Source organism: Streptomyces sp. NPDC097617 (assembly GCF_044761485.1).
Classification (GTDB): domain Bacteria; phylum Actinomycetota; class Actinomycetes; order Streptomycetales; family Streptomycetaceae; genus Streptomyces.
Genome location: NZ_JBIWCL010000011.1, coordinates 29548 through 55403, shown reverse-complemented (window position 1 = coordinate 55403; position 25856 = coordinate 29548). Strand labels below are relative to the sequence as shown.

At 70.6% G+C, this 25856-nt stretch carries 30 protein-coding genes; 25 read left to right on the top strand and 5 right to left on the bottom strand.

All coding sequences use genetic code 11. The features are described 5' to 3' along the window. Window positions 1–33: 33 nt before the first annotated feature. The 5 genes from ACIQZO_RS19365 to ACIQZO_RS19345 form a co-directional block, all read right to left on the bottom strand. Window positions 34–612 (bottom strand): GNAT family N-acetyltransferase, encoded by a 579-nt coding sequence (locus ACIQZO_RS19365; RefSeq protein ID WP_403627540.1) that lies wholly within the window; start codon window positions 610–612, stop codon window positions 34–36. Continuing rightward, window positions 597–1241 (bottom strand): DUF3631 domain-containing protein, encoded by a 645-nt coding sequence (locus tag ACIQZO_RS19360; protein WP_403627538.1) that lies wholly within the window; start codon window positions 1239–1241, stop codon window positions 597–599. Before ACIQZO_RS19360 ends, ACIQZO_RS19365 begins: the two co-directional genes overlap by 16 nt. Then, the gene (locus ACIQZO_RS19355) at window positions 1238–1723 is read right to left on the bottom strand and encodes a hypothetical protein (protein WP_403627536.1); all 486 of its coding nucleotides are present in this window, start codon (window positions 1721–1723) and stop codon (window positions 1238–1240) included. The genes ACIQZO_RS19360 and ACIQZO_RS19355 overlap by 4 nt, the downstream gene beginning before the upstream one ends. Then, window positions 1720–2358 carry a DUF4913 domain-containing protein gene (locus ACIQZO_RS19350; protein WP_403627535.1) on the bottom strand — a complete coding sequence of 213 codons (639 nt, stop codon included), beginning with the start codon at window positions 2356–2358 and terminating at the stop codon, window positions 1720–1722. Before ACIQZO_RS19350 ends, ACIQZO_RS19355 begins: the two co-directional genes overlap by 4 nt. Window positions 2359–2535: 177 nt before the next feature. Beyond that, a complete protein-coding gene (locus ACIQZO_RS19345) occupies window positions 2536–3291 on the bottom strand; it encodes a DNA-methyltransferase (RefSeq protein ID WP_403627533.1) in 756 nt (251 codons plus the stop codon). 534 nt (window positions 3292–3825) lie between these two features. On the opposite strand from ACIQZO_RS19345, the gene ACIQZO_RS19340 reads away from it, so the two are divergent. The 25 genes from ACIQZO_RS19340 to ACIQZO_RS19220 all read left to right on the top strand — a co-directional run bounded on the left by ACIQZO_RS19340 (window position 3826) and on the right by ACIQZO_RS19220 (window position 25849). Further along, window positions 3826–4965 (top strand): C40 family peptidase, encoded by a 1140-nt coding sequence (locus ACIQZO_RS19340; RefSeq protein WP_403627531.1) that lies wholly within the window; start codon window positions 3826–3828, stop codon window positions 4963–4965. Window positions 4966–5084: 119 nt separating this feature from the next. Then, window positions 5085–5399 (top strand): DUF6112 family protein, encoded by a 315-nt coding sequence (locus ACIQZO_RS19335; RefSeq protein ID WP_403627813.1) that lies wholly within the window; start codon window positions 5085–5087, stop codon window positions 5397–5399. Then, entirely contained in the window at window positions 5399–6082 is a 684-nt protein-coding gene (locus ACIQZO_RS19330; protein ID WP_403627529.1) for a hypothetical protein, read from the top strand. The genes ACIQZO_RS19335 and ACIQZO_RS19330 overlap by 1 nt, the downstream gene beginning before the upstream one ends. Before the next feature lie 32 nt (window positions 6083–6114). Next, window positions 6115–7449: an ATP-binding protein gene (locus tag ACIQZO_RS19325; RefSeq protein WP_403627528.1), complete on the top strand. Its 1335-nt coding sequence runs from the start codon at window positions 6115–6117 to the stop codon at window positions 7447–7449. A gap of 90 nt (window positions 7450–7539) precedes the next feature. Then, on the top strand, window positions 7540–9003 hold the full coding sequence (locus ACIQZO_RS19320; RefSeq protein ID WP_403627526.1) for an SCO6880 family protein: 1464 nt from the start codon (window positions 7540–7542) through the stop codon (window positions 9001–9003). A 44-nt stretch (window positions 9004–9047) separates the two neighbouring features. Beyond that, on the top strand, window positions 9048–9494 hold the full coding sequence (locus ACIQZO_RS19315; RefSeq protein WP_403627524.1) for a DUF6238 family protein: 447 nt from the start codon (window positions 9048–9050) through the stop codon (window positions 9492–9494). A 28-nt stretch (window positions 9495–9522) separates the two neighbouring features. Beyond that, complete coding sequence (locus ACIQZO_RS19310; RefSeq protein ID WP_403627522.1) at window positions 9523–11040, top strand: VirB4 family type IV secretion system protein; 1518 nt, start codon at window positions 9523–9525, stop codon at window positions 11038–11040. A gap of 99 nt (window positions 11041–11139) precedes the next feature. Beyond that, window positions 11140–11934 carry a ParB/RepB/Spo0J family partition protein gene (locus tag ACIQZO_RS19305; RefSeq protein ID WP_403627520.1) on the top strand — a complete coding sequence of 265 codons (795 nt, stop codon included), beginning with the start codon at window positions 11140–11142 and terminating at the stop codon, window positions 11932–11934. Beyond that, window positions 11931–12443, top strand: coding sequence for a hypothetical protein (locus tag ACIQZO_RS19300; RefSeq protein WP_403627519.1), 513 nt, complete (start codon window positions 11931–11933; stop codon window positions 12441–12443). The genes ACIQZO_RS19305 and ACIQZO_RS19300 overlap by 4 nt, the downstream gene beginning before the upstream one ends. A 132-nt stretch (window positions 12444–12575) precedes the next feature. Further along, complete coding sequence (locus ACIQZO_RS19295) at window positions 12576–13037, top strand: hypothetical protein (RefSeq protein WP_403627517.1); 462 nt, start codon at window positions 12576–12578, stop codon at window positions 13035–13037. Then, a complete protein-coding gene (locus ACIQZO_RS19290; RefSeq protein ID WP_403627811.1) occupies window positions 12976–13476 on the top strand; it encodes a DUF4259 domain-containing protein in 501 nt (166 codons plus the stop codon). Before ACIQZO_RS19295 ends, ACIQZO_RS19290 begins: the two co-directional genes overlap by 62 nt. A 242-nt stretch (window positions 13477–13718) precedes the next feature. Continuing rightward, window positions 13719–13850 carry a hypothetical protein gene (locus ACIQZO_RS19285; RefSeq protein WP_403627515.1) on the top strand — a complete coding sequence of 44 codons (132 nt, stop codon included), beginning with the start codon at window positions 13719–13721 and terminating at the stop codon, window positions 13848–13850. Continuing rightward, window positions 13847–14659, top strand: coding sequence for a hypothetical protein (locus ACIQZO_RS19280; RefSeq protein WP_403627513.1), 813 nt, complete (start codon window positions 13847–13849; stop codon window positions 14657–14659). The genes ACIQZO_RS19285 and ACIQZO_RS19280 overlap by 4 nt, the downstream gene beginning before the upstream one ends. A gap of 144 nt (window positions 14660–14803) precedes the next feature. After that, complete coding sequence (locus tag ACIQZO_RS19275) at window positions 14804–15325, top strand: hypothetical protein (RefSeq protein WP_403627511.1); 522 nt, start codon at window positions 14804–14806, stop codon at window positions 15323–15325. Between the two features lie 471 nt (window positions 15326–15796). Next, a complete protein-coding gene (locus ACIQZO_RS19270) occupies window positions 15797–16231 on the top strand; it encodes a hypothetical protein (RefSeq protein WP_403627509.1) in 435 nt (144 codons plus the stop codon). A gap of 134 nt (window positions 16232–16365) precedes the next feature. Beyond that, on the top strand, window positions 16366–17283 hold the full coding sequence (locus tag ACIQZO_RS19265) for a hypothetical protein (protein ID WP_403627507.1): 918 nt from the start codon (window positions 16366–16368) through the stop codon (window positions 17281–17283). An 87-nt stretch (window positions 17284–17370) separates the two neighbouring features. Further along, window positions 17371–18489 carry a hypothetical protein gene (locus tag ACIQZO_RS19260; protein ID WP_403627505.1) on the top strand — a complete coding sequence of 373 codons (1119 nt, stop codon included), beginning with the start codon at window positions 17371–17373 and terminating at the stop codon, window positions 18487–18489. A 60-nt stretch (window positions 18490–18549) separates the two neighbouring features. Then, window positions 18550–19797 carry an MFS transporter gene (locus ACIQZO_RS19255; protein WP_403627503.1) on the top strand — a complete coding sequence of 416 codons (1248 nt, stop codon included), beginning with the start codon at window positions 18550–18552 and terminating at the stop codon, window positions 19795–19797. Between the two features lie 34 nt (window positions 19798–19831). Then, window positions 19832–20053 (top strand): hypothetical protein, encoded by a 222-nt coding sequence (locus ACIQZO_RS19250; protein WP_403627809.1) that lies wholly within the window; start codon window positions 19832–19834, stop codon window positions 20051–20053. A gap of 195 nt (window positions 20054–20248) precedes the next feature. Then, the gene (locus tag ACIQZO_RS19245; RefSeq protein WP_403627807.1) at window positions 20249–21397 is read left to right on the top strand and encodes an AAA family ATPase; all 1149 of its coding nucleotides are present in this window, start codon (window positions 20249–20251) and stop codon (window positions 21395–21397) included. Further along, a complete protein-coding gene (locus ACIQZO_RS19240) occupies window positions 21394–23193 on the top strand; it encodes a VWA domain-containing protein (RefSeq protein ID WP_403627501.1) in 1800 nt (599 codons plus the stop codon). Before ACIQZO_RS19245 ends, ACIQZO_RS19240 begins: the two co-directional genes overlap by 4 nt. Window positions 23194–23227: 34 nt before the next feature. After that, on the top strand, window positions 23228–23725 hold the full coding sequence (locus tag ACIQZO_RS19235; protein ID WP_403627499.1) for a hypothetical protein: 498 nt from the start codon (window positions 23228–23230) through the stop codon (window positions 23723–23725). Between the two features lie 116 nt (window positions 23726–23841). Beyond that, window positions 23842–24261, top strand: a complete 420-nt coding sequence (locus tag ACIQZO_RS19230) for a hypothetical protein (RefSeq protein WP_403627497.1) — start codon at window positions 23842–23844, stop codon at window positions 24259–24261. After that, window positions 24258–25127, top strand: a complete 870-nt coding sequence (locus tag ACIQZO_RS19225; protein WP_403627496.1) for a relaxase/mobilization nuclease — start codon at window positions 24258–24260, stop codon at window positions 25125–25127. The genes ACIQZO_RS19230 and ACIQZO_RS19225 overlap by 4 nt, the downstream gene beginning before the upstream one ends. A gap of 32 nt (window positions 25128–25159) precedes the next feature. After that, window positions 25160–25849, top strand: coding sequence for a hypothetical protein (locus ACIQZO_RS19220; RefSeq protein ID WP_403627494.1), 690 nt, complete (start codon window positions 25160–25162; stop codon window positions 25847–25849). Window positions 25850–25856 lie beyond the last annotated feature (7 nt).

Genomic DNA, 25856 nt, shown 5'->3' with positions numbered 1-25856 from the left:
ATGTCGTGACCGGTGACTACCTCGACACGGTGGTCAAGGCTGGTCAGGGCTTTCGGTGGGTTGCCGGAAGGCACGAGGGTCACCTCCGGAGAAGGGTGGCGGGGCCGGCGCGGTCGGGCCGTCGGTTCCCGCGGAGGTCAGGGGGATGCGGATGTCGAGGTGAGTTCCCTCGCGTAGCTCGGTGGGGTGGCCGAGGCGTCGGATCAGGGCGCGCAGTGGCCAGTTCGAGAACTCGGTGTAGACGGCCAGGGTGTCCCCGCCACGGAAGCGGGCGTGGGCCGCGGCCTGTAGAGCGAGGGCCAGGCCGATGCCCCGGCGCTGATGGTCGTCGGCTACCTGCAGGCCGAGGTCGAAGACGCCCGGCTCTCGGACGACCGGCCCGACCGAGGCCAGGGCGACCACTTCGTCGGCACCGTGCAGGGCGATCCAGCAGGCCGAGTGGTGCAGCAGCCGCTCGATGTCGCGGTGCAGAATCCGGGTTCTGCCCCAGCGGCGGTGCAGTGCCTGCTCGGAGCAGTCCTGGTGGAAGGTGTCGATGAGCGGCCAGTCACCGAGGGCCGCCCTCCGGAACCGGATCTGGGAGCCGGCGGGGGTGCTTAGCAGCTGGTGCACACGCCCGTGGCCGTAAGGAGGGCTTCGAGTGTGTAGGACTTGCGGCGCCGGCCGTCCGGCAGGGTGATGTCGCGGGTGCGCAGTCCGTACGGGGCGAGGAGCTCGGCGAGGCGGGCCTGGGTGAGGTCGCTGTAGCGGTAGTACTTGCCGGCGATGCCCGGCAGGTGGCGGAGGGCGTCCACCAGGTCGGCGGAGGCCATGGCGTGCGGGTCGTCGAGGTCGGAGAAGACGTGGATGCACGCGTCGAGCAGGGTGAGCGGCAGTTGGGCGGGGGCGGCCGAATCCTGGCAGCAGGCGTCTCCCGTCTCCAGTCCGCACGGCCGGCAGGGCTCGTATTCGGCCTCGTCGGCCGCGCAGCAGCAGGCCTCGGCCAGCAGCGCGGACAGCTTCTGGCCGGCGACGAGGCGCTCGATCAGGATGGTGGAACACGCCGTCAGCTGCTCGGCCGCTACGGTGCTGTCCTCCATCGCGCTGGCGAGTTCGACGAGCAGGCGTCGTTCGAGGACCTTGACCTCGTCGAAGGCGTCCACGATGGCGCGGTGCCGGGGGTTTTCCTCAAGCGGGTCGGCGGTCAGCAGGTTGGTGGCGAAGGTGTCCAGGAAGTTGGGGAAGGGCAGGGTCAGGGTCAACGGGTGGGGCCTTTCGTCAGGGTCGGAAGTGGGGGCTGGGGAAGTCCGGGCACCGCGTAGGTCGGCGGGCCGGGCTTGGGGGTGGTGTGGGTGGTGTCGAGCTGCGGGGAGCGGCCGCGGGCTGCGTGGGTGAGGGGGTCGACAGGACGGGGCTTGATGCCCAGGCGGCGGGCGGCTGTCCGGTAGACGTCGCTCTGGGCTCGGGGCCTGACCGCGACCACGTGGATCTCGGAGCGCAAAGGGGACCCTTCCGGAGTCCTGCGCGTGGCGTAGACGATGCGCCAGGCCGCGGCCGAGTCGACGTAGACCTTGCGGAGCCCGTCGAGTTCGTGGGTGAGTCGCCCCCCGAAGTGGTTCGCGTGGACGACGTCCTGGAGTTTGGCGAGCGCGAGGTCGCGGATGTCGCTGGGCGCCTGGAGGAGATCGGTCAGGGCGCGCGGGTCGAAGGTCAGCCCGAATGCGGCCCGGTCGTTGCCGCTCACGCCGCCGGCCCCAGGGCGTGTTGCGTGTCGTCGGCCGCGGCGGCCGCCGGGCGAGTGGATCGGCCGGGGCCGCGCAGGACACGGTGGGCGGGACGGTCGGGGTCGGTCTGGCAGGCCGAGAGCGGTCCGCCGGCCGAGCGGACGGCGGCCATCGCGTGGGTGAGGAAGTCCCGGTGCCACACGAACATCCCGGCCGGTCCGGCCTCGGGGTCCTTGTGCTGCTGGTAGGCCATCCACAGGGCGTGGAGCCACGCGACGACGTCGAGGTGTTCCTGCCACTGTTCGCACCAGGGCGCGGACGTGGTGATCTCCGCGCCGTAGACCGGCATGAGGAAGTCCTCCACCCAGTCGGTCAGCGAGTCGAGTTCGTTCTCCCGCTCCTCACCGTCCAGCTCCAGGATCGGCTTCGGATCGGGCGGCAGCACCGGGGCCGGCATACCGGGCAGGCCCGGCATTCCGAAGCCGCCGAACGGCATCGGGTCGGGGGCTGCGGCCAGGCTGTCGAGCTGCCTGGCCTGCTGGGCCGAGCGGTCCATGAGCTTGCGGACGCTGGCCTCGATGCTTTCCAAGTCGGCTTCGGGAACGCGGATCGGTTCCATGTCCTGGCCTTCGGGGCCGTCGATGGGTTCGAGCATGGAGATCTCTCCTCGCGGCCGCATGCGGCACGTCGGAATTCGTGAATGGGGTGGGAGTTCAACGATCCGCACATTCCCCGGTTTGGCTGACCGGGGATCTCGTGCTACAAAGCCCCCGCGCAGCCGGGCAGAAGGCCGGTAATCCGCTCTTCTGCCCGTGCCGCAAGCGGGCGAAGGTCAGGCGGTCAGGACGAAATCGTCCTGGGAATGGATCTGGCGCAGGGCTTCGGTGAGCCGGTCGGAGGCGATCTCGGCGTAGTGGCGGGTCTTCTCCACGCCGATGAAGTCCCGGCCCTCCAGCAGCGCGGCGACGCCGGTGGAGCCGGATCCGGCGCAGAAGTCCAGGACGGTGCCGCCCGCGGGGCTGATCTTGACGAGCTCGCGCATCACCTCGACCGGCTTCTGCGTGATGTGCTGGCGCTTCTTGCCCGCAGGCTGCGAGCCGGAGTACAGGCCCGGCAGGTAGACCGCGTTGTTGTCACCGTCCATGTCCCCGTTGGAGCCCCAGACGATGAACTCGCAGTTCTGAGTAAACCGCCCCTTCTGCGGGCGAGCCGCGGGCTTGTGCCAGGCCAGGACCCCGCGCCATGTCCAGCCGGCGGCCTGGATCGCGTCCGTGGTGACGGGCAGCTGGCGCCAGTCGGTGAACAGGAGCGCTGTGCCGCCGGGGCGGGTGAGCCGCTGGGCTTCGGTCATGATCTGCGTCAGCCAGAAGCCGTAAGACCGCTGGTCCATGTTCTCGCCGGTGAAGTCCGGCAGCGCGTGGCCGGCATCCGCGGAGGTGTACTTCTGCCGGGACGTGCGGCTCGTACGCTCCTTCGCCGTACGCCCACCGCTGTTGTACGGCGGGTCGGTGATGACGGAGTCGACGCAGCCGTCCGGGAGGGTGGACAGGACGGAGAGGGCGTCGCCCTGGTGCAGGGAGAAAGGCAAAGAGATACCCCAATGCGGTTCGGGAATGGTGAGGGTGGACTCCAGCCCGCCATCGAAAGTCCGTCAGCCCGAATGTGGACACAGCTGTGCCATAGGGCCATAGGGCGGTTGTGCGGGGGGAGTTCCAAAACAGTAGGGCACGATCCCCGGTTGACCACGGTCGCCGCGAAAACCCTTGAAATAGAGCCTTGATCATCTTTTTCTTGGTCAACCGGGGATCGGCACTTACTGTTTTGGAACTGCCCGGTGCACGCAGCACCGATGGCGGTATTCCCCCGCCATGTCCCTACGGAGGCACACCCTTGTCCCGGCACACCTGATCCGCCCCTGCGTCGTCGCGAGCGGCAACTCGTAGCGATGCCAGCGGGCACAGCTCACCCATCACCCGGCCTGCCGCGCCCTTCTCACGTCTTCACCGGCACCGCGCGGCCGGGACTTCACACCCCCGAAGGACCCCCCTATGCACTCCTTGCGCCCTCCCCTGCCTGAAATCCGGCCGCCGGCCCCGTCCGGCGAGCGCGGAGGCACCTCGGGTTGAAGGCCGCAGCCGCCGCCATCGGCCTCCTGTGCCTCTCCCCCCTCGCCCTCGCCACTACCGTCTCCATGGCCGCGGCCGGAAGCGCCGCCGCCCGAACCGCCCCCTGTACCCCAGGCGGCGGCACGAGCGTCGATGTCTCCGCGGTCGCCAAACAGGTCGCCGCGATCCTCGGCGGCCAGGGCGGCGACACCTCAATCCGCGTCGAGGGCCTGGAACTGCCCGCCGAGCAGATCCCCCACGCCAAGACCATCGTCGCCACCGGCATCGCCCTGAAGGTCCCCGAGCGCGGACAGGTCGTCGCGCTCGCCACCGCCATCCAGGAATCAAGGCTGCGCAACCTCAATTACGGCGACCGCGACAGCCTGGGGCTATTCCAGCAGCGGCCCAGCCAGGGCTGGGGCACCCCCGAGCAGATCCGCGACCCCGTCTACGCCTCCACACGCTTCTACAAGGGGCTCCTGGAGGTGAAGGGGTGGCAGCAGATGACCATCACGCAGGCCGCCCAGGCCGTGCAGCTCTCCGGGTTCCGGGACGCGTACGCGCAATGGGAACCGCTGGCCCGCGCCCTGCAGCAGGCCATCGTCAAGACGCTGCCGAGCGGCGGCACCAGCCAGCCCGGCCAGGAACCCGCCACCACTCCGGGTGGCGCCAGCGGCTGCAAACCGGGCGAGGACGGATCCGACTGGGGCGCCATTCCCGAAGGCACCGTCCCCGCGGGGTACACGATCCCGGCCGACGCCTCGCCGAAGGCGCGCATCGCGATCGACTGGGCGATGCACCAGCTCGGCACGCTCTACCAGTGGGGCGGCACCTGCACGGCGCCGCGCGGCCCCGACCCCATGGGCCGCTGCGACTGCTCCAGCCTCATGCAGCAGGCCTACGCCAAGGCAGGCATCACCCTCACCCGCACCACGTACACGCAGGTCAAGGAGGGTGACGCCGTACCGGCGAACACCCTGATCCCCGGTGACCTGCTCTTCACCCGCGGCACCGCCGCCGTGCCCGAGCACGTCGGCATGTACATCGGCGCCGGCCTGGTGATCAACGCACCGCGCACCACCAAGCCGGTGCGGATCGAGAAGGTCGGCGACTGGCAGATCCTCGCCGTCCGCCGGATCCCAGCGCTCAGCAAGTAGCCGCCCGCTGCCCGCAGATGCGGGCCTGAGCTGGGCCTTCCTCCCGCGCCCCGGGCGCCTCTCCCCTTCCCCCGTATACCCGCAGGGCCTCGCCGGCCTGCGCGGCAAGGAGCTTCGCCATACCCATTTCACTCGCAGACCGTGTCCTCTACCTCGCCTACGACCCCGGAATCACTCCAAAGGAGGGCGGCCTGCCCGGGCTCGAAGTCCTGAAGAAGGTCGTCAACTCGATCAACATGTTCGGACTCATCGCCGTCGTCGGCGCCCTGGCCGTATCGCTGGGCGTGTGGGCGTGGGGCCACCACTCCGGCGGCCACCAGGCCGAGGCCAACGGCAAGAAGGGCGCCGTCGTGGCAGCGGGCGCCGCCCTCGGGCTCGGCGCCGCCAACGGCATCGTCGTCTTCTTCTCCACCCTGGGGACGCAGGTCAACTAGTGCCGAAACGTTCCCTCTCCCCCCTGCACCGGGCCACCACGCACTGGTCGGCCGGTCGGCGGATCCTCGTCGCCAGTGTGGTCATCGTGGCGCTCCTCGGGACCGCCGGGCTGACCGCCTGGTTCACCGCTCGCGGCGGCAAGGCCGAGGCCGGACGGTCCCCCGCCCCGCCCGCGCCCAGCTCGCCTGCCGGTACCGCCCCGAAGCCTTCCGCCGGTACGGGCTCGGTCCCGGCCCCGCCGAAGGTGACCGACCCGCTCGCCTTCGCCCGGGCGGCGGCGGTGATGCTCTGGTCCTACGACACCCGCACCTCCAGCCGTGACCAGCAGCTCGCCGGCATGCACGCGTGGATGACCCGCGAGACGAAGTACACCGACTGGACAGCGATCTCCGCGCAGACCCCGGACCCGGTGCTGTGGTCGCGGATGGCCGACAACGCCCAGCACGCAACCGCCGCCGTCACCGAATCCCACTTCCCCTCGGCGTTCAAGCAGGCCCTGGCCGAGAACCCGACCGCGATCACCGAGGCGTACATCTACGCGGTCACCGTCACCGGCAAGCAGGCCCTGGCCTGGAAGGACGGCGGAGGCGGCGCCGAGGACCGCGCCGTCACCCTTGCCGTCCAGTGCCGGCCCAGCACCGACTGCGCCTTGGTCTCCATCGCCCCCAGCGTCGCCCCGTAACACGCCACTGAAGAAAAGGAGGTAGACCTCCAGTGGACTTCTGTTCCATCCCCCTCGCCAGCAAGCTGTGCAGCGCGGCCGACGCCATCGACTTCGTGAATGATCCGGGCAAGGCCATCACCGAGGGCATCGGCAACTGGATTGCCAAGTCGGCCGGCGAGTTCGCCGCCGCGTCGGCAGACCTCGCTGCCGAAGCCGTCAACGCCACCACGAAGGTCGACCTGCGGGCCGGATGGTTCGTCGACAACTACGAGCTGCTCCTGCCCATCGGCCTGACCCTCCTGGTCGCCACGTTCTGCGGCCAGCTCGTACGAGCCGCCGTCAAGCGCGACGGCCAGGCCCTCGCCCAGGCCTTCACCGGCACCGTCAGCGGGGTGATCTTCTGCTTCGTTGCCATCGCGGGCACCACCATCGCCATCGAAGTCGTCGACGCATTGAGTGACGGCTTGTTCGCGGCGGCGGGCACCTCGATCGAAGAAGCGGTCCGCCGCATGGTCAAGGCCAGTTCCGTCGCCTCGATGGTGCCGCTGGGCTGGATGATCCCCGGCATCGTCGGCCTCGGCGCCGGCGTCGGCGCCATCCTCTACTGGTGCGTGATGATGGTCCGCAAGGTCGGCATCCTCGTCCTGGTCACGCTCGCCGTGTTCGCCGGAGCCGGCGGAGGCTGGGAAGCAGCGCGCCGCTGGCGCCGGGGCTGGATCGAAGCCACCGCCACCCTAGTCGTCTCCAAGCTCCTGATGACGATCGTGTTCCTCCTGGGCATCTCCGCCCTCGGACAGACCCAGGCCAAGGACGGACTGGGCGCGCTCGCCGACTGCCTCGCCGGAGTCGTGATCATGATGATGGTCCTGCTCTGCCCGTACGCCACGTTCAAGTTCGTGCACTGGGCGGCCGAGGGCACCGACGGCGAATCCATCCACCGTGCCGGTGGCACCGGTGCGCAGATGGCCAAGCAGCACACCGAGCAGGCCGCCCGCAAAGCCGCCGCCATGGCCGCCACCGGCGGAGCCGGAGCGGCCGCGGCCGGAGGCGGGGCGTCCCCGCAGGGCCCGGCCGGCTTCCCCGGCGACATCGCCGCCAACCCGACCGGCGGCCAGGGGGACAAGCAGAACAGCTCCCCGATGCCGTCCTCCAGCGGCAGCCCGGCCGTCGACGCCCTGTCGAAGGCAGTCCAGCCGCCGCCGACGAGCCCGAGCCAGGACACCAGCGGACAGCTCGGCGGAAGCACCGGTTCCCCGTCTGATCCGGGCGGTACGGGCCCCGTACCGCGCAGCACCCAGGAGGGCCCGCCACGAAGCGCGCCCGTGCACGGTCCGGCCGCAGCTGGCGGCCCTGTCGCGAGCGGGCCTTCGCCCACCGGTTCCTGACCCGTCCCCGATCCCCGGGCGGGACACGCCGCACCCGATGCCGTGTCCCGCCCGGGTTCCAACCCCTGGTCTTCGAAAGCGGCTTCTGCATTGTCCGACCTTGTCCTTCCTCTCACGATCAAATTCCCTCACCGGTCCCGGCGCGGGATCCTGCTCGGACTGTCCCTTTCCCAGCTCGTCCTCACCTCCGCGGCTCTCGCCCTGCTGCTGGCCACCGTGGTCTCCACCGGCCTGGTCGGCGCCCTCGCCCTGACCCCGCTCTGGGCCGCCGTCGGCGCCCTCGTCGCCATCCGCCGAAACGGCCGCTCCCTGATCGACTGGGCGCCGATCGTCCTGCGCTACGCACAGCGCCGGCACACCGGGCAGACGATGTGGCTGGCCCGCGCGGTATCGCGGCCCCGGACCGACGGCATGCTCCACCTGCCCGGCACCGCCGCCTCCCTGCGCGTGGTCACCCCGTCGGGATCGCAGGCCGCGGCCGTCCACGACCCGCACGCCCAGACCCTGACCGCCATCGCCCGCGTCTCCAGCCGCGCCTACGCACTCCTCGACCCCGCGACCCAGAACAGCAACGTCACCTCGTGGGGTAGGGCGCTGGCCGGTATCGCGCGCGGCGGGCACATCGCCACCGTCCAGGTGATGGAGCGCACCGTTCCCGACTCCGGCGACACGCTGACCAGGCACTGGACCACCCATGGCCACCCACAGACCCCGGTCGCAGGGCAGGTCTACTCCGAGCTCGTCGCCTCCGCCGGTCCCGCCGCCGCCCCGCACGAGACGTACATCGCGGTATCCCTCGACCTGAAGGCCGCCAAGCGGCTGATCAGCCAGGCCGGCGGCGGGCTCCCCGGAGCCTTCACCGTGCTGGGGCAGACCACCTCCTCCGTCGCCCAGGCCGCACGCGGCGCCGGGCTGACGGTCACCGGCTGGCTCACGGCCCGCGAGATAGCCGCGGTCGTGCGCACCGCGTACGACCCCAAGGCCCTGGCCGGGCTGCAGCAGTGGTCCGAGCACGGCCGGGCCGAAGCCGACCCCGCCGCCGCTGGCCCCGTCGTGCAGGTCGAGGAGTACGACCGGGTCATCACCGACTCCGCCCGCCACGCCACCTACTGGGTGGAGAACTGGCCGCGCACCGAGACCGGCGCCGGATTCCTGCACGGCCTGATGTTCTCCACCGGGGTCCGCCGCTCCTTCTCCCTCATCTACGTGCCCCAGGGACTCGAGTCCGCGCTACGCGACGTGCAGCGCACCAAGGCCACGATCATCGCGGACGCCGCCGAACGCCAGCGCCGCGGACAGGTCGACTCCGAAGCCGACTCCGTCGAATACGGGGACGTCAAGGAACGCGAGCGGCAGCTGATCGCCGGGCACGCCGACGTCGCCCTGACCGGGCTCCTGACCGTCTCCGCCGAGACCGACTCCGCGCTGGACGCGGCGTGCGCGCAGATCGAAACCGCCGCCGTCGGCGCTCAGGTCGACCTGAGGCGCCTGGTCTACCAGCAGCCCGACGCCTTCACCCTCGCCGCACTCCCCCTGGCCCGCACCGCCCTGTAGCCGAACACCCGCCGCACACCCCAGCGGCAGCAAGGACCAACCCTTTGACCAAGCCCCACAACCCGCCGGGCGACGCCCACCCCTACCTGCGGGCCGCGACCGCCGGCGTCCGCCACCACGCCCGAGCGGCAGCAGGCAGCGAAGCTCCCGCCGACCGCGTCCACCTGGACGTCCTCCACAGCCACCTCACAGGCCTCCATCTCTTGGTGGACCGGCTTGCGGACACCACCCGGCCCCCGCACCCCGCCGCCGGACGACACCTGGCCTCCGCCCACCTGCGGCTGTGGCAGGCAGCGACCAGCATCCACGACGCCTTCCACACCCTCCCCGCCGGGGAACGCAACAGCTCCGACACGGCATGCCGCCCTGACCGGTTGCCCGAGGGGCCGCCGGTCCTGACCATCTGCCAGCGCCAGCTCGCCTCCGGCCATGCCATCCGCCGCAAGACCACCCCCGCCGACCACGGCCCCCGCCCGGCGCGCACCGCCTGAGGCAGCCCCCGCAGAATCGATCCGCCTCATGCCCCAGCACCGACCCGGCCGCCGCGCACGCCGCGCGAGCGCGAGCCCCCTGTTCACCCCCCACGGCACCGACCGCAACACCCGCAAGGCCGCCCGCCGTCAGCTCGCCGAAGCCCAGGCCAAAGCCCGCGCCGAAGCCACCTCCCCTTCCGGCGAGCATGAGCCCGCCGAGGCGGAGATGCCCCGCCCCCACTACCCTCTCGCCGGACGGCCCGGCAGTGCCTCCGCACGCGGAAGCCGTCTGCGTCTTCCCGCCCACCGCATGACCACCGCGGTGGCCGCCGGCGCCTACCCTTTCCTCGCCGAAGGCGGCCTGGGGGCTGACGGCATCTACATCGGCCGCGACGTCCACGCCGAAGCCGCCTTCGTCTTCGACCCGTTCACCCTGTACGGGAAGGTCGAAGGGTTCACCAACCCGAACATCCTGCTCGCCGGGGTGATCGGCCAGGGCAAGAGCGCGCTCGCGAAGTCCTTCGCGCTGCGGTCGGTGGCCTTCGGCTACCGCATCTACGTCCCCTGCGACCCCAAGGGCGAGTGGACGCCCGTCGCACAGGCACTGGGCGGAACCTCGATCGCGCTCGGCCCCGGACTGCCAGGCCGTCTCAACCCGATGGACGCCGCCCCGAGACCGCCGTCCGTTCCGGAGGCGGACTGGGCGGGCGAGATCCGCAAGCGCCGACTGCTCCTCCTCGGCTCCCTCGCCCGCACCGTCCTGGCCCGCGACCTGATGCCGATGGAACACACCGCTCTGGACATCGCCCTCGACGGCGTCGTCAAGGCCGCCGCCGCAGCAGGGCGCACCCCGCTCCTGGGCGACATCGCCCACACCCTCGCCCAGCCCGCCCTCCTCGACCAGGCCGCCGGAACCGTCTCCGGCCACCTCGGAGAGGCCGCCCGCGACCTCGCCCACGCCATGCGCCGCCTCGTCCACGGAGATTTGGCCGGCATGTTCGACGCCCCGTCCACCGTCGCCTTCGACCCGGCCACCCCGATGCTGTCGATCGACCTGTCCCGGCTCGGCGGATCCGGCGACGACACCGCCCTCGTCCTCGCCATGACCTGTGCCTCCGCCTGGATGGAGTCCGCCCTCACCGATCCGCGCGGCGGTCGCCGGTGGATCGTCTACGACGAGGCGTGGCGCCTGATGCGCCACCCCGCGCTGCTGCAGCGCATGCAGTCCCAGTGGAAGCTCTCCCGCGGCCTCGGCATCGCCAACCTCATGGTCATCCACCGCCTCTCCGACCTCCTGACCGCCGGCGACGCCGGATCCCAGGGACGAGCCCTGGCCGAAGGCCTCCTCGCGGACTGCTCCACCCGCATCATCTACCGCCAGGAAACCGACCAGGTCCACGCAGCCGCCACCCTCCTCGGCCTGACCTCCGTCGAGACCGAAGCGATCTCCCACCTCACCCGCGGACGCGGCCTGTGGAAGGTCGCCGGCCGCTCCTTCATCGTCCAGCACCTGCTCCACCCCGCCGAACAGGCGCTGTTCGATACCGACTCCCGAATGCATTGAAAACACGCCGAGTTCACTTCGCTTGACCGACATTCCAGCGTCTTGCCTCCGCCCTCCACGCCCTCCTAGGAGCAATCCATCGAATTCCATCCCACCATCATGCTCTTCCCTGAGCTCGACGAGGACGACCTCAATGCCCTCGCCGACGACATCAAGGAAAACGGCCTGCTGCACCCCATCGTTCGCGACCGTAGCGACCGGATCATCGACGGACGTAACCGCCTGAAGGCATGCGAGATCGCGGACATCGAGCCCTCGTACACCACGTACGAGGGAGATGACCCCGACGGCTACGCGTTGTCCGCGAACATCCACCGCCGCAATCTCACCAAGGGCCAACTCGCCATGATCACCGCCAAAGCCTGTCCATTGAATGGACAGGGCGAGCGTCCACTAAATGGACAGACTTCCCGTTCGCTGAGCCGCCAACTGGGAATCTCACGAGGCATCGTAGGCAATGCATACATCGTGCTCCAGCACGCGCCCGACCTCGTGGGGCCAGTGATTAGCGGTGCCACAGGGCTCAACGAGGCCTACGCCATCGCCCAGGAGAACAAGGCCAAAGCCAACTCCGCCGAGGCTCAACTCGCACGGCTCCGCACCGAAGACCCTCGACTCGCCGACCGTGTCGTGGAAGGCGAGCTCACCGTCCAGGGCGCCTGGGCGGAGCGGAAGGCCCGCCTGGAAGAGGACCTGCGCCAGCGCCGAGTCGCCACCAACCTCCTCTGCGAGATTCTCCCCGCCCTCGCGCAGATACGTGGCAGCCGCACGTTCGCCCAGTACGACCCCGAACTCGCACCGCCCGGCCGAGCGGTGACCCACAAGGTGATCGAGCACGCCGCCACCGCCCTGTCAGAAATGGCCACCGTATGGAAGGACCGTAACCTCCCGTGAAGTATTCCTCCGACCCCGAGCTGCGCAAGCTCGCCCTCGAAGCGGCCCAGTACGTCACCAACGACGCAGGCCGCATACACAAAGACGACATGCTCGACGACCTGTGCGCGCGGATCCGCGAACGCGAGGACCTCAGTGGCGCGGTCCTCAGGAAGGCCGCTCAGGGCCTGATGCGGGACCTAGGCGAGCGCCGCAGTCCCCGACGCAACCGGCGTTCCGGCGGCCTGTACCACCCCGAGAGCATCATGAAGCTCGGCAATGGAATCTGGGTGTGGATGAAGCGCACCACCCATGCGGACCTGTCGCAGTGGGGCGTGATCTGCGCCAGGAACACAATCCGCACCATGACTGCGGGCGCCGACAACCAGCAGTACGTCTACGAGCGCACCGACGCATTTCGGGTCAACCCCGGAATCACGGCACTGCATTCTCTGGAGGAGTCCGTCTTCCACTACCGGCAGGACGCCCTAGACGTTATCGACTGGGAAGAAGACCATGACGAACTGTAGGGACCACCCCTCCCGTGCCCGCAATAGGCGCTCACCTGCGGTCCCGGCAGCAACGCCTGTATCCGACCGGGTCCGATGATCTCGCGTCAGGAGCCGCAGGCGGGTCGTCCAACAGAGCGTTCGCTGGCGCCTATGCCTGATCATCGCAACGTCCACAACCCCAGCTGGCAGCGGGCATGGGCCCGCTTCACCCACGTGACCACTCCGCTGCGCGAGCGCGGCTGGATCTGCGATGTCCAGTTCGGGCTGGACGACTGGCTCGTCTACGCCTGGCCGCCGGGCCACGATTCCGTCCTCATCGTCAGCCGGGAGGACGGGTGGCTGGTCACCCACCAGGCGCCCGCCCAGGACTGGAGCTCGATGACCGTCGTGTACGACTCCAGACCCGCTACGGGCCCCGAGGACCTTCGCTGCGTCGGCCCTCTTCTCGTCGCGGTCGACGATCGCCTCGCACGGATCCTCAGTACGCCGTCGGCACCAGCCCCCGCACACGCACCCCCAGTCACACGGCAGAAGGGAGATCACCTTGGGAATGTGGGGACCACGCCCGTTCGACAACGACTCGGCAGCCGACCTCGCCGTAGCCCTCGATAGCGCCGCTCCCGAAGAACGCAAGACCATGATCCGCAGCTCCCTCACCCGAGGGCTGACGACAAGCCTCGCTTTCGAAGGCGAAGAGGCAATCGGTGCCGCAGCAGTGGTAGCCGCCGAGTTCCCGGGCGGTAGGGCCGTCGGACCCTACGGGCCATCAGCCGAACCGGCCGGAAATCTGTCAGACCTGTCAAGTCTGGCTGTTCGCGTGCTTACTCGGTTTATCCACGACGATCTGGAGGAGTCGTGGACGTGGCTCGACCCCACCGCCAAGGAGCACTGGATCGCATCACTCAGCCAGATGCGGCAGGTGCTGGCCGTGCCCCCACTTCTTTCCAACCGAGGTCCACTCGGTAAGTCGAACTTCGGCTCACGGAAAGCACTCGACACAACTACACCCAGCAGCCTTCGGCTGCCGCGCATTCCAGCACGCCGTCGGTGATGCGCCAGCCGCTTCGAACATCCCGGCAACGCTGCCGGTCTCCAGTTCCTCGAACGAACTCCGTGAACTCTGCCGGGGCAACCGCTCTCGTCTCTCCCCACGTCCCCCTCCCAGAAGGGCTTTCGGTGTACCACCCCGTCAGCATCCACATAGGGCTCCATCGCGCGAAGCCACTGTCCCTGCCCCTCACAGACCCGGTACATCGCATCCTGTGGTCGGCGGGGCTCTCCTACTGCTCGCGGTTGGATGCCTACACCGCGCCGGCATCCCTGCCGATCGAGCAGCAGGAGCACCTCGCGCACCAGGCCGTCTACGCCCTGCAGTCACTGGAACTGCCCGTCGCCCACATCCATCACCCGGCGCCCACCCCGTGATCCAGGGCGACCCCGTACAGCGCTACGAACAGGAGTGGAGAAGCCGCTCGGCCGCCGTGGCCGACTCGCTGGAGGCGTTCACGGCCGCGCTGGCGCCACGGCTCGGCGCCGCATGGAGTCACCACGTCATCCCCACGCGGTATCGGTGGAGCCACAGCGACGACCGAGTCTGGGAGAGGGAGGAGGGGACGTTGTGGCGGGCCCTCGGCCGCCACGGTGATCACAAGCTCGCGCGGTCCTTCCTGACACACGCCCACGGGCTGCAGCTCTGCCTCATAGAACGGCCCCACCGAGTAGGAGAGTTCCTTGTCGGAGCGATGCTGCCAGCAGGCGTCTTCGAGTACGACACGACCGATCACCCCAAGGCCATCGCGGTGTCCGGTGACCCTGTCCGCGCCGGCGCCGCGGTACGGCGCAGGCTGCTTCCGTACTACCGCCACGCGGCGCTACGGGTAGCCAGCGGCACCCGGTTCAAGCAGGCGTCGAGGGTGGTCATCGGGCGCTCCTCCAACGGGCGGCCGATCGCCGACGCGGTGATGCCCCGCGCCATCCGCGTTCTGCTCCACGAGGACGGACGCTGGCGCCTCGACCCTGGAACCGGGCTGTGCGTGACGGACATCAAAGAGCCGGTCGCTCCCGAAGTCCTCGTCCAGGATGCCGGCGACCGGCTCCGCCAGCTCGGCTTCGAGGTTGTCCTCACCGACCGCAACCCACTGGAGATCCACTTCCCCTCCCACCCCCCGGCCAGGACCGCCCCCGTAGCGGCCGCTCCGCCGCCCGCGCCCGGAAAACCGGGCCGGGCCCGCTGACCCCGGAGAGCCCTCGGCAGGAACACCACCGCTCTCCCCACCGATCCCACACCCCTCGCACACCACCGGAGCAGCCCCCTGACCACTCGTTCCTTCATCGCCCGCCCGACCGAGTCCGGCGAATACCACGGCATCCACGTCAAAATGGAAGGGAATCCCAGCTTCCAACTCCCCCTCCTCCTGGCCGCATACCAGTACAGGTTCGGCGGAGACCTGGAGGCCATGTCCCGGCACCTGATCGACGATGTGACGGTCAGCTGGGACTACCTGGGCACCGACCTCCTCGACCGGGCCCCCCAAGAGCTCCTCGTCGCCCTGACAGGTGGCGAGACCTGGTCCAGCCGCCAGCCCGAGAACCTCTTTACCTTCGACGGTTCTCCCCCGGTGCGCATGACCGTCACCCCCCACAACTCCACCGAGCTGGAGTGGGGCTATGTCCTGCATACCGAGGGCATCGAGGTCATCAGCCTCTACGAACAGGACCGCGGCCCCCTCATCGGATGGACGACGAGCCCCCTGTCCCCATTCAGTGACCACCCGGCGAAGTGGCAGCCGCTCGGGCCTCCCCGTGGCCAGACACCCCGGACCGAACCCGCGCTGACCACGACCCCAGTCGCTGCGAGCCCGCCCGCCGCCACGTCCCGCTCGCGGGCCGCTCGCCTCTGATCCGAGAAGGAGCCTCCCTCTGCCCGGCCAGTTCGTCGTCGGCACGCACCCCCAGTACGGGTTCGTCGCCGCCGCCCAAGGAATTCCCCACCACATCAGCCACTGGTACCTGACCCAACTCGGCTTCCGAACGACCCACAGCGCCCACGGCATCTACCTGCTCTCGCTACCCGGCAACGACGGGGCACGGCAGACCCGCGAAGCGGTCAAGAGCCTGCGCCGCAGCGGCTACAAGGTCTACGCCGACTACTCCCTCGACCCCGCCAACGAGCCATCTGCGCAACCGGCCCCCGTCCAGGATCCGCGGGCCTGGTACCGGGTCTCGGCAGCCGCCGCCACCACCCCGCCCCAGTACGCGACCACACGAGCCTGGAGCTCGGTGCCACCGCAGACCTCACCGGTGATATCCGCACCGAGCCCGACCGCCCACACCAGCCGCACCCGCTGATCCAGAAAGGAGCCCTCCTGTAAATGGCCCAGACCGCCCCCCACCACCCCGGCAGCGCCGAACTGCGGCTTCGGGCCCGCCAGCAGGCCGCGGTATTCCTGCGCGGCCTGCCGGTGTCCGCGGACCCCGCCGCCCCGCTGCGCGCATGTGCCGAAGCAATGTCCGAGGCATCGACCCCCTCCGAAGTCCACGCACTGACCGAACTCGCGGCGAGCGGCGAGGACGCCGGGCTGATCTCGCTGCGGAACCTCCTACGCGCTGCCGGCACCCGCTGCCGAGAACAGGGCGAAGGCCAGCTCGCCACCCGCTACGAGCGCACCAGCGACCTCCTCGAGATCGCCGACCGGACCCTCTTCCAGCTCGGGGTTGACCTACTGGCCAGCGCCCATGCCACCGGGCCGGACATGTCCAAGCCGCCGTCGGCCTCCGTCGGCAGCGACGAGGGAGTGTCGACCTGACGTCCTCCGAGATCACCCTCTACACCAGCCACCACCACGGCATCGTCGCCCTCGTCTCCGGCGAATCCTTCCGCTGGGCTCGCACCGCCCTGCAACTCGCCGGATTCGACACAGACCGTGACGGCAACTACGTCATGCCGCTGATCGACGCGGGCCGCGCCCGCCAGGCCTTGGCCGCGCTCGCGGAGACCTCGCGCTCATGCCAGAGCACCGTCATCGCAGCCGACCAGCGCTACATCGGCGACTTCGCACTCGATGTCAGCAGGCACCTGCCGGGTCAGTGGAAAGTACGGGTCGAGAACTACCCGCACCCGGCGGCGCAGGGCGACCTCTCCTCTTGCCTGTGGACGACCGCTTCCAACCTCCGCTTCCTAGGGAACCGGCGGATACCCGCTGCGGCCATCCTGCAAGCAGAGGACGGGGCCGAGATAGCCATCGTCTACAACCCCCGCCACCGCGTGTACGACGTCGGGATGCTCGTCCCGACGGATATGTACCTGGACGAGAGCGTCACGCCGCCGCCCATGATCACCGTGCATCCGGCTCCTGTCCCTGCCGCCCGGAAGATCGCCTCCAGCCTGCTCACCGATTACCACCGGGCCGTCCTCGAAATGCAGTTGAACCACCTGGGCGATGACCTGGCATGGGCACAGGAGGAGTTCGAGCCCGGCACCGTCCAGGATCCTCCACAGCGCGACCTGGCCGAGGCCTTCGACCGCTTCGCCTCCATCGCGCCGCACATCATCACCGCCCTGCGTAACAGCGACGCTCACGCCTTCAACCCGCACGAACAGGCGTTCTTGGAGGACATGGGGGCTGCGTTCCGCCAGCCGGGACCGGGCGCCGAGGACGCAGGGGAGACGCGGGAGAACCCGAGCCTGGATCTGCTGTCGATGTGGATGAGCGAGGGCGAGGGTCTGGTCGAACTTGCCCGGGCCGCCGTCCGCACCGCGCCCGCGCAGACCGCCCTCGGCCTCGTCCGTGCCGTGGAAGCACCCGGAGTGCTTCCCTCCCCTCCCCCGCGAGTCGGGGCCGCCCTCAACCGCCGATAGACCACTGGAGCCTCTATCCCCCTCCCCCCGACGCCACCTCCGCACCAGGCCGTCAACGCGCTGACCGGCTGGTCCGTCCAGTTCTCGGTGATCAAGCTCCGCTGCGACACCGCCCTGGACGACCTCCGCAACCGCCATGGTGACCTCGCGAACGGCACGGCCGCCGAGGCCGCGAAGGCCGCCCGCAACCGTGAGCTCGCCGGCCTCTTCCTCGATCTCCGCCCCCACCTGGGCACACTGATCGCCCACGCCCGAGCCGGAATCGACGCCATGCCCAGGGCCCCGCACCACGCCCGCTGGCACCTGCTGATCACCGACCTCGCCCACGCCGCGGACCAGGCCGGACGGATACTCGACGAGGAGCATCCCGACGGCCAGGACACCGCTGCGCGCGATGACCGGCTGTGGCCCTACCTGAGGACCTGGGGCGAGCACCACGTACTCCTGCGCGACCTCGCCCTCCAGCCGGCACATCCCCCGCAATCCGCAGCCCGGCTCTGGGCTGAGGAGGAGACGTGGTGGACCGACCGGGCCCGCACCGCCCGCAGCCATGGCCTGCTGCAGCCGCTCGAATCCCGCTATGAAGCCACCGGACTCCAGCTCACCGTCGCCCTCATCCCACGCCCCGATGACCTCGACGAGGAGGTGGTGCTGGTCCTCGCCGGGGACATCGACAGCCCCGAGATGCGCGTGATCGGCCGCTACGACACCGACGACGAAGCAATCCGGGACCTCCCCCCAGCGGTGCCGCCCGGCGTGCTCTACCCCAACGGCGCCCCACCGGAGCCCGGGCCGCCGCCTGGGCTGCCGCTGGCACAGCTGACCCGCGATGTCATTGACGCGCAGCACAGCGGCTCCGTCGCCGATGCGATCTTCTACGTCACCGAGCGGCCGCCGCACGCCCCCGCCGGGCACATCGCCCAGCTGTCGGAGTTCCTCGACACCTGCGCCACCTGGGCCACCGCTCTGGACACCCGGGCCGGCCAGGAGATCGCCGTGCGGCTGCGGATGCTCTCCGCGCAGACCGGTCACCTGGTCCAGGACCTCGCGGCGGTCGGCGGACAGCTGGCGGAAGCGGTGGCCGTCCTGCCACCGCACCGCACGCCCGCGCCCCGCCACCTGCCCTCCCCGCGCCCACCCAGCGTGGGCACCACGCCGGTCCTACCGGCGCCATCGGGCTCCGCCGCGCCCGCGCGCCGCCGATAGCCCCGCGCCCAACCCCTTCTCTCCGCCCCGCCCTGCCCGCTGACGGAAAGCCCTGCCCTGTTGACCCTGGCCGATCACCCGACCATCACCCCACCACCCGCCACGTACGGAGCCGTACTCGGCAGCCGGCATGTCGTCCGCCTGCTCGGCGGCACGCTGACCGGACGCCTCCCCAACGGCATGGTCCCCGTCGGACTCGTCCTGTGGATCACGGGCGCCGGCGGCACCCTGGCCTTCGCCGGGCTGCTCGCCGCGCTGTACGGGCTGGCGTCCGCCCTGTCCCAGCCTGTCAAGGGCAGGCTGATGGACCGCTTCGGACAGCCGCGAGTCTCGGCGCCCGCAGCAGTGCTGAACTCCGGATGCCTGTTCGCCCTGCCCCTCATCGGGGCAGGCGGACACCCGGCGGCGGTGGCGGCGGTCGTCGGGTTCGCGGGTCTCATGACGCCCCCGTTGGAGGCCGGGCTCCGGGCCCTTTGGCCGTCGGTCCTTCCCGACCCGGCCCAACGCCGCTTCGCGCAAGCCCTCGACACCGGGTCGCAGGGCCTGCTCTACATCGCCGGCCCCCTGCTGGCCTCGTGGCTGGCAGCCACGCACGGTCCCGGCACCGCGTTGATCGCGACCTCCGCCCTCGGTCTCGCGGGCACGGTAGTCGTCCTGACCGCCGCGCCCTCGCGCACCTGGCGGCCGGCCCCCACGGTCGGGGCGGCGGGAGGCGGGCGCTTGCGCAGCAGCGGGCTGGTCCTGCTGTTCACCGGGCTGGCCGCAACCGGGTTCACGCTCGGCGCGATGAACGTGTGGGCCGCGGGCATGGCCACCGCCCATGGGCTGGACATGCTCGCCGGGGTCCTTCCCGCCGCGTTCTCCACCGGCAGCTTCCTCGGCGGCCTCCTCTACGCCCGCCGCACCTGGCCCGGCACCACCACCAGCCACCTCATCACGACCGCCGCCCTGTTCCTCCTGGGCTGGCTCCCGCTACTGGCCCACCTGCGCCCCCACGCCGCCATCGCCTTGGCCGTGGTCCCCGGGCTGTTCCTCACCCTGATCATCACCAACGCCTTCCATACCGTGGACGCCCTCGCGCCCGCCTCCCGGACCACCGAGGCGTACGCCTGGCTGATCCTGTCGGTCGGTACCGGCCAGGCTGGCGGAACCGCGCTCGCCGGAGCGCTCTCGGCCCACACCGCGGTACTCGCGGCGCTCCCCGCGGCCGGCGCCGCCACCACCCTCGCCATCCTCATCCTCGCCCGCCGCAAGCTCGGCCCCGGCCGACGACCCGGCCGCCACCGCCGGACCCGCCACCACCGATAGGAGGTTCGCCTTGCCCGAACCAGCAGAGCCGTTCATGCCGATCCGGCACACCATCACCGGCGAGATCACCACCACCGGCTACAACTCCGCCGCCCGGCGGATCCTGCTCCAGTCCGGCTTCGAAGAGACGCCAGAATGCACCTGCCGAGCGACGGACCCCGGCACGGAGCAGACCCACGGGCCCGTTCGGCAGCCGGCGAGGTGCTCGTCGCTGGGCATCCCGTGCACCTGGACCGAGCCGTCGGCCGGCCGGTGAGCGCAGACCGTACGCCCCGGCCGCCCCGGCCCCCGATGCCGGCACAGTCCGTGGTCCGCTTCGAGAGCGGGGCCAGCCTCTCCAGACCTTCGCCAATCCCGGCCGTGCCTGCGCCTGTTGAGGGGGCCCGCTTTGACCACACCCGGAACACCTAGCAGTTCAGCGCGAACCAAGGGCGGCGAACTGCGGGCCAAGGTGGCCCGACTGCTGGCCGACCGGCCGGCGGACACGATCACCATCGGGGACATGGCCAGGCAGCTGGGCCACTCCCACGGCGCCGTCCGCAACGCCGCCCTCACGCTGGTGCGACGCGGCGAGGCGGACCAAAGCGGAGTCGGGCAACCCGAGTTCCGCGCGAACGCGAAAACCGCCGCAGCCGCGCAGAGCGCTGTGATCAGCCCACCAGGCACCCACTCTCCCCGCGCCCAGGCGGCTGCTGCAGCCCGCACGACCAGTCCCGCAGCAGCCACGCCCAGGCAGACGACCGGGCCGATCCGCCGCGCGGGGGGCCAGCTCTACCACCCCCGGAAGCTGGCCGATCTGCCCGACGTGGAAGCGCTGAATCGGCTGCGCGACGCCGACGTGCCGGTACTGCTCTACGGCCCTCCGGGCACCGGCAAGACCTCGTTGGTGGAAGCGGCGTTCCCGGACCTGCTCACCGTCGCCGGTGACGGCGACACCACGGTCGGCGACGTGATCGGCGAGTACACCCAGGCCGACGCGGGAGGCTACGTCTTCCAGTACGGTCCGCTGGTCACCGCGATGACCGAGGGCCGCGCCCTGCTGATCGACGACGCCACCCTGATCTCGCCGAAGGTCCTGGCGGCGCTGTATCCCGCGATGGACGGGCGCAGGCAGATCCAGGTCAAGGCCCACAAGGGCGAGACCATCAAGGCCGAGCCCGGCTTCTACGTGGTGGCGGGCCACAATCCCGGCGTCCACGGCGCGGTGTTGACCGAGGCGCTGTCGTCCCGGTTCAGCGTGCAGATCCAGATCGGCACGGACTATGACCTCGCCCTGGCGCTGAAGATCGACGACCGGGTCGTCCGGGTCGCCCGACACCTCGCTGGCCAAGTCGAGCTCGGCGAGCTGGGCTGGGCCCCGCAGCTGCGGGAGCTGCTCAGCTACCAGAAGACCGAGGCCGTACTCGGCACCAACGCGGCGCTCGCGAACCTGGTCGGCATCGCTCCGCTGGAGGATCGTGATGCCGTCGCCGACGCCGTTATCAAGGCCGTCGGCGTCAAGAAGATCGCGCCCCTCACCCTCGGCAAGCAGCTGTCCGCCTCAGCCCTCCGCAAGCCTCCGGCCGTCACCGGCGCCGCGTCCCGGGGCCGCTCGCGATGAGCGCCCACCAGCACGTCCAGTTCCCCGCCACCACGCCGGAGGCGGACGCCGACCTCGCGCGATGGGACGACGACGGCGCCCCGCCCGCGCAACCCCGTTCCTCCCCGGACGCGTGGCTACGCGTGGGAGCCGAACTCGGCGACCGGCTGGTCGCCCTCTCCGGCCGCCAGGACCTCCTCGTCACCTGCCGCCCCGGCACCCGCAGCGGCGCTCCGGCCGCGTTCTTCCCCACGCTGGGCGAAGTCGAGTTCGACGCCGCCCTGTTCGCCCCGCTCCAGCCCCACGAGATCCATCCGCGGATCCTGGGCGACGAGGAGCAGTATCCCGCCGCCTGGGGAGTGTTCGTCCACGAGGCCGCGCACGCGGCCCACTCCGTCTGGACGGCGCCGGCAGGAACGAACCCCCGTGTCGTCGAGGCCGCCCACCTGCTGGAAGAGAGCCGTGTCGAAGGCGCACACCTGATCCGGCGGCCCACAGACCGCGCCTACCTGCGTACCAGTGCCCGAACCCTGGTCGTGCCCGACATCGCCAATCCCACCCTCCAGGGCATCGAGCACGCCGCCTCCGTGGCGGCTCTGATCCTCGGCCGCCGTGACGCCGGCATCTTGGGCGCCGGTGAGACCCGGGCCGTCGCCGATCTGTGCGAAAAGGTGCTGGGCGCGGACCTGCTGGCCACCCTTACCCGCATCTGGACCGCGGCCCACCAGAGCGCCGACCACGACGCGACGACCATGCTCGCGCGCGGTCAGGAATGGTGCGACGCTCTGGACATCGCGACTCCCGCCCTGCCCATGCCGGAGAACCTCGCCGATCTGCTGTCCGGCGCCGTTGGGGTCGTCATGGACAGCACGGCGGCAACCGACGCCGCCGACCTCGCGGCACAGGCCGCAGCGGCCAACGCCAAGGCCGCGCAGTCCAAGGCGCAGGCTCAAGACCGCGCCCAGCAGGCCGGCCAGCGACGCAAAGCCGCCGCCACCGCCAAGTCGGTCTTCAACCCCAGCGGCACCACCGTCACCACCGACGGCAAACCGGCACCCCGCAGCAACCCGGTTACCGGTACGCGCAGGCCCACCGCCGCCGAGCAGAGCGCCGCCGCACGCCTGAGCCGCGCCCTGCGTGCCGCCGCCTACCGGGAGAGGATCGAGGAGAGGACCACCAGCCCCACCCCGCCCGGCCGCCTCAACATGCGCGCAGCCCTCGCCCGCGACGCCCAGCGCGCGGCCGGATCGGTCCCCACCGCGGAGCCGTTCACCCGCACCCGCCGCCGGAACTCCCCCACCCCGCCGCTGCGCGTGGGTATCGCCGTAGACGTCTCCGGCTCGATGAGTGACGCCTGCGCGCCCGTCGCGTCCGCTGCCTGGATCGTGGCACGCGCAGCCGCCCTGACCGACCCCGACTCCCGCACCGCCACCATCGCCTACGACAGGCACCTGACCGCCTTGACTCGACCCACCCACCGAGCGCCAGAGCGCGTGACGACGTTCAAGGCCAACGGCGGCGCCCACAACCTCGGCAACGCCATCGACGCACTCGACCACGGCCTCGAACTCAGCCGCCCCGGCGCCGGCCGCCTCCTCGTGATCGTCACCGACGCCCAGTACGACAGCGACGAAACCGCTCAAGCCGTCAACCGCGTCAAGCAGCTCACGACCGCCGGCTGCGCCGTACTCCAGCTCACCCTCACTGCGAGGTCCCGTCACTTGCCGGGGACCACGTTGCTGCACCTGCCCCGGCCCTCCAGCGCTCCCGCCGCCATCGCCACGGCGGCCACGAACGCCATCCGCAGAACCCGCTGAGACAACCCAGAAATCAGAAAGAAGGAACAACCACGTGGCAGTACGCAACACCTGGAAGATCGTCCACAGCTGTGGACACGAGGTAACCCAAGACCTGTCCAACCGTCCCGCCGACAAGCGCGCCGGGTACGCCCGCTGGCTCGGAGGCCGCGACTGCACCGACTGCTGGAAGGCATCGCGCGACTCCGACACGGAGGCGAAGGAAGCGTGGCTGGCGGCCAAGCGCGCCGAGGAGCAGCAGGCGGCGCTCGACTGGGCCGGCCAGTTCGACATGCCTCCGCTGGAAGGGCCCGAGCGGGCGCTGGCCTGGGGAGAGCGCTCCCGGTTCCAGCTGGTGACAGCCGCGTACGCCGCGCTGGTCACCGAGGGCACCTGGGATGAGGCGGACTGGGCCTCGTTGGAGGAGCAGGTCCGCACCGTCACCCGGGCCGGGTGGTGGATCGATCAGCGGGACGCGGAGGGCAGCGACCTGCCCGAGCTCCTGGACGCGGCCAGCGCCGATGACCGGGGGACGGAGAACCCGTTCCGGTGAGCGTGGGCGCCCATGTATAGCCGACGATCCCCGGTCAGCCAAACCGGGGATTCTCCAGACCATTGAAGTACTTCACCCGCCGCTCCTGGCGGCTCTTTCGTGGAAGGACTTCTGCCGTGCCCGACGCCACCCGTGCCGCGTTCATACCCGCTGACACCATCACCCCCGAGCGGGACATCACCCACGAGCACTTCGCCCCCGGCGACCGGATCGTGGTCATCAAGGGAGTGGACGACGGCATCCTGTGGGGGGATGCCATGACGGTGGTGACCCCGTCCTGGCACACCCCGACCAACGAGGACGGGTGGCGGCTGCGGGATGCGGACGGCGGGACTCGCAGCTTCGTCACCGGCCACCCCCGCTACCTCGTCCATCTCTCCAAGAGCTGCCCGGACTGCCTGATCTACCAGCGGGCCCTGCAGGACTACCTCGTACCGAGGTTCACCGGCAGCCAGGCCGTGGATGTCGGCTGGTACTCGATCACCGAGCTGGGCCAGCTCGTCCACGTGGCCGACGGCCGGGGCGGCAGCCGATGATCCCCACCCAGCACGCCCTGGGCTCTTCCGCCACCGACGCGCTCGCCAAGGCGCTCGGCCGGCCCGTCAGCGACCAGGAAGTCCTGACTACCGACGATGCGATCGTCGCGCACTGGCAGCACCTCGGCTTCTACGCCGACAAGGACCGGAGCTGGACCTCGGTGGACTGGGCCCGGCACGTCGGTGACCCCGACAGGCTCCACCCCTTCGCCGCCGACCCCACGGGGGATGACCGCGTCATCCTGCACGTCAGCGTCCGGCTGAATCCCAAGGACCGCAAACTCACCCACGCCGAATGGTCGGAGATCGGCCACCGCCTCGCCCGCGTCACCGGCATCGCCCCGCCCGGCAACATCGACTCCTGCCGATGGATCGCCGTTCGCGGACAAGACCACCGCCTCGACCTGCTGGCCAACCTGATCCGCGAAGACGGCGTGCGGGCAACCCCACCCCCGCAGGTTCTTCGCAAGGTGGTCGCGGAATGCCGACGGATTGAAACCGACCTCTGCCTCCTCCCCCCAGGCGACCACGGCGCCGGTGTCAAACGGAACATGGTTCTGGTGGAGCGCGACACCGGGGAGCCCGACCCCAAAGTCGCGACGCACTGGACGGACGAAGCGATCCGCTACTTCGACGCCGGCCGCCGCCTCGTGGAGGAGGCCGCGCACCAGCTACACATCTCGCCCTCGGCCGGGCCGGAACTCGCCCACCAGCTGGAGTGGCTCGCCCGCCGCTCCCACACCCTCGAAGGCGACCTGGCCGCACTGGTTCCCGGCCGTCCTCACGCCACCTCCGGACCAACCAGACCGCTTGCCCCGGTCGCACCCCCGGCCGGACCTGCGGCCCGCTCCGGCTGGAGACGCTGACCGGCAGCCCCCTGGCAGAAAGCATTCTCTTCTTGTCCCTTGCCCAACGAGTCCTGACCATCCGGCGTGATCCGCACTCCGGTGAAGTCCTCGCCCATGGAGGCGACCCCGAAGCCCACAGCATCCTTCAGCGCTCCGGCTTCGTCCCGGTCGTCCGCTACCACGAGACGTACCACCGTCTGCCCACCGGCCTCGACCAAGACGAGGAAATCCGCCTGGCCACCCGCGCCGTCTCCCGCCTGCAAGCCGTCGGCTACGACGTGACCGCGGACACCGCCTTCGCCACCGAGCAGCACGAACCGCACTACCTGACGCTCGGCGCCCAGGTCGCCCACCTCGCGGTCCGGATCCGCGAAGCGGAGACCACCGACGAGGTAGCCGCCGCCCTGACGGAGCTGACAGCCACCCACGACGGGATCCTCCCAGCGCTCGCCGAAGTCCTCACCGCAACAGCGGACTTCATGCGGGATCTCGGGGGTCCATCCGACCCCTACACCGCCGGGGGACTGCGGAACCTGTCGGAGGAGCAGCTCCGGCTCATCGCTTTCGACCTGGGGGGCGTCCGCAACAAACTCGCCGACCGGCAGGCAGCACACCCCCACCGCGCTCCCTGCCCGCAAGAGGTCACCGCCGACGAACGCGAGAAGTCGGCGTCCTGCCCCTGCCCCGCTCCCACCAGACCAGCCGTCCTGCCGCCCGCCCCGGCCGGCCGCCGCCGCTGACCCACCC

Coding starts and splice junctions, on each gene's coding strand:
- ACIQZO_RS19350 (WP_403627535.1), bottom strand. CDS start 2,358: ATGCTCGAACCCATCGACGGCCCCGAAGGCCAGGACATGGAACCGATC.
- ACIQZO_RS19310 (WP_403627522.1), top strand. CDS start 9,523: ATGCCCCAGCACCGACCCGGCCGCCGCGCACGCCGCGCGAGCGCGAGC.
- ACIQZO_RS19305 (WP_403627520.1), top strand. CDS start 11,140: ATGCTCTTCCCTGAGCTCGACGAGGACGACCTCAATGCCCTCGCCGAC.
- ACIQZO_RS19295 (WP_403627517.1), top strand. CDS start 12,576: ATGCCTGATCATCGCAACGTCCACAACCCCAGCTGGCAGCGGGCATGG.
- ACIQZO_RS19290 (WP_403627811.1), top strand. CDS start 12,976: ATGTGGGGACCACGCCCGTTCGACAACGACTCGGCAGCCGACCTCGCC.
- ACIQZO_RS19275 (WP_403627511.1), top strand. CDS start 14,804: ATGGAAGGGAATCCCAGCTTCCAACTCCCCCTCCTCCTGGCCGCATAC.
- ACIQZO_RS19270 (WP_403627509.1), top strand. CDS start 15,797: ATGGCCCAGACCGCCCCCCACCACCCCGGCAGCGCCGAACTGCGGCTT.
- ACIQZO_RS19265 (WP_403627507.1), top strand. CDS start 16,366: ATGCCGCTGATCGACGCGGGCCGCGCCCGCCAGGCCTTGGCCGCGCTC.
- ACIQZO_RS19250 (WP_403627809.1), top strand. CDS start 19,832: ATGCCGATCCGGCACACCATCACCGGCGAGATCACCACCACCGGCTAC.
- ACIQZO_RS19240 (WP_403627501.1), top strand. CDS start 21,394: ATGAGCGCCCACCAGCACGTCCAGTTCCCCGCCACCACGCCGGAGGCG.
- ACIQZO_RS19225 (WP_403627496.1), top strand. CDS start 24,258: ATGATCCCCACCCAGCACGCCCTGGGCTCTTCCGCCACCGACGCGCTC.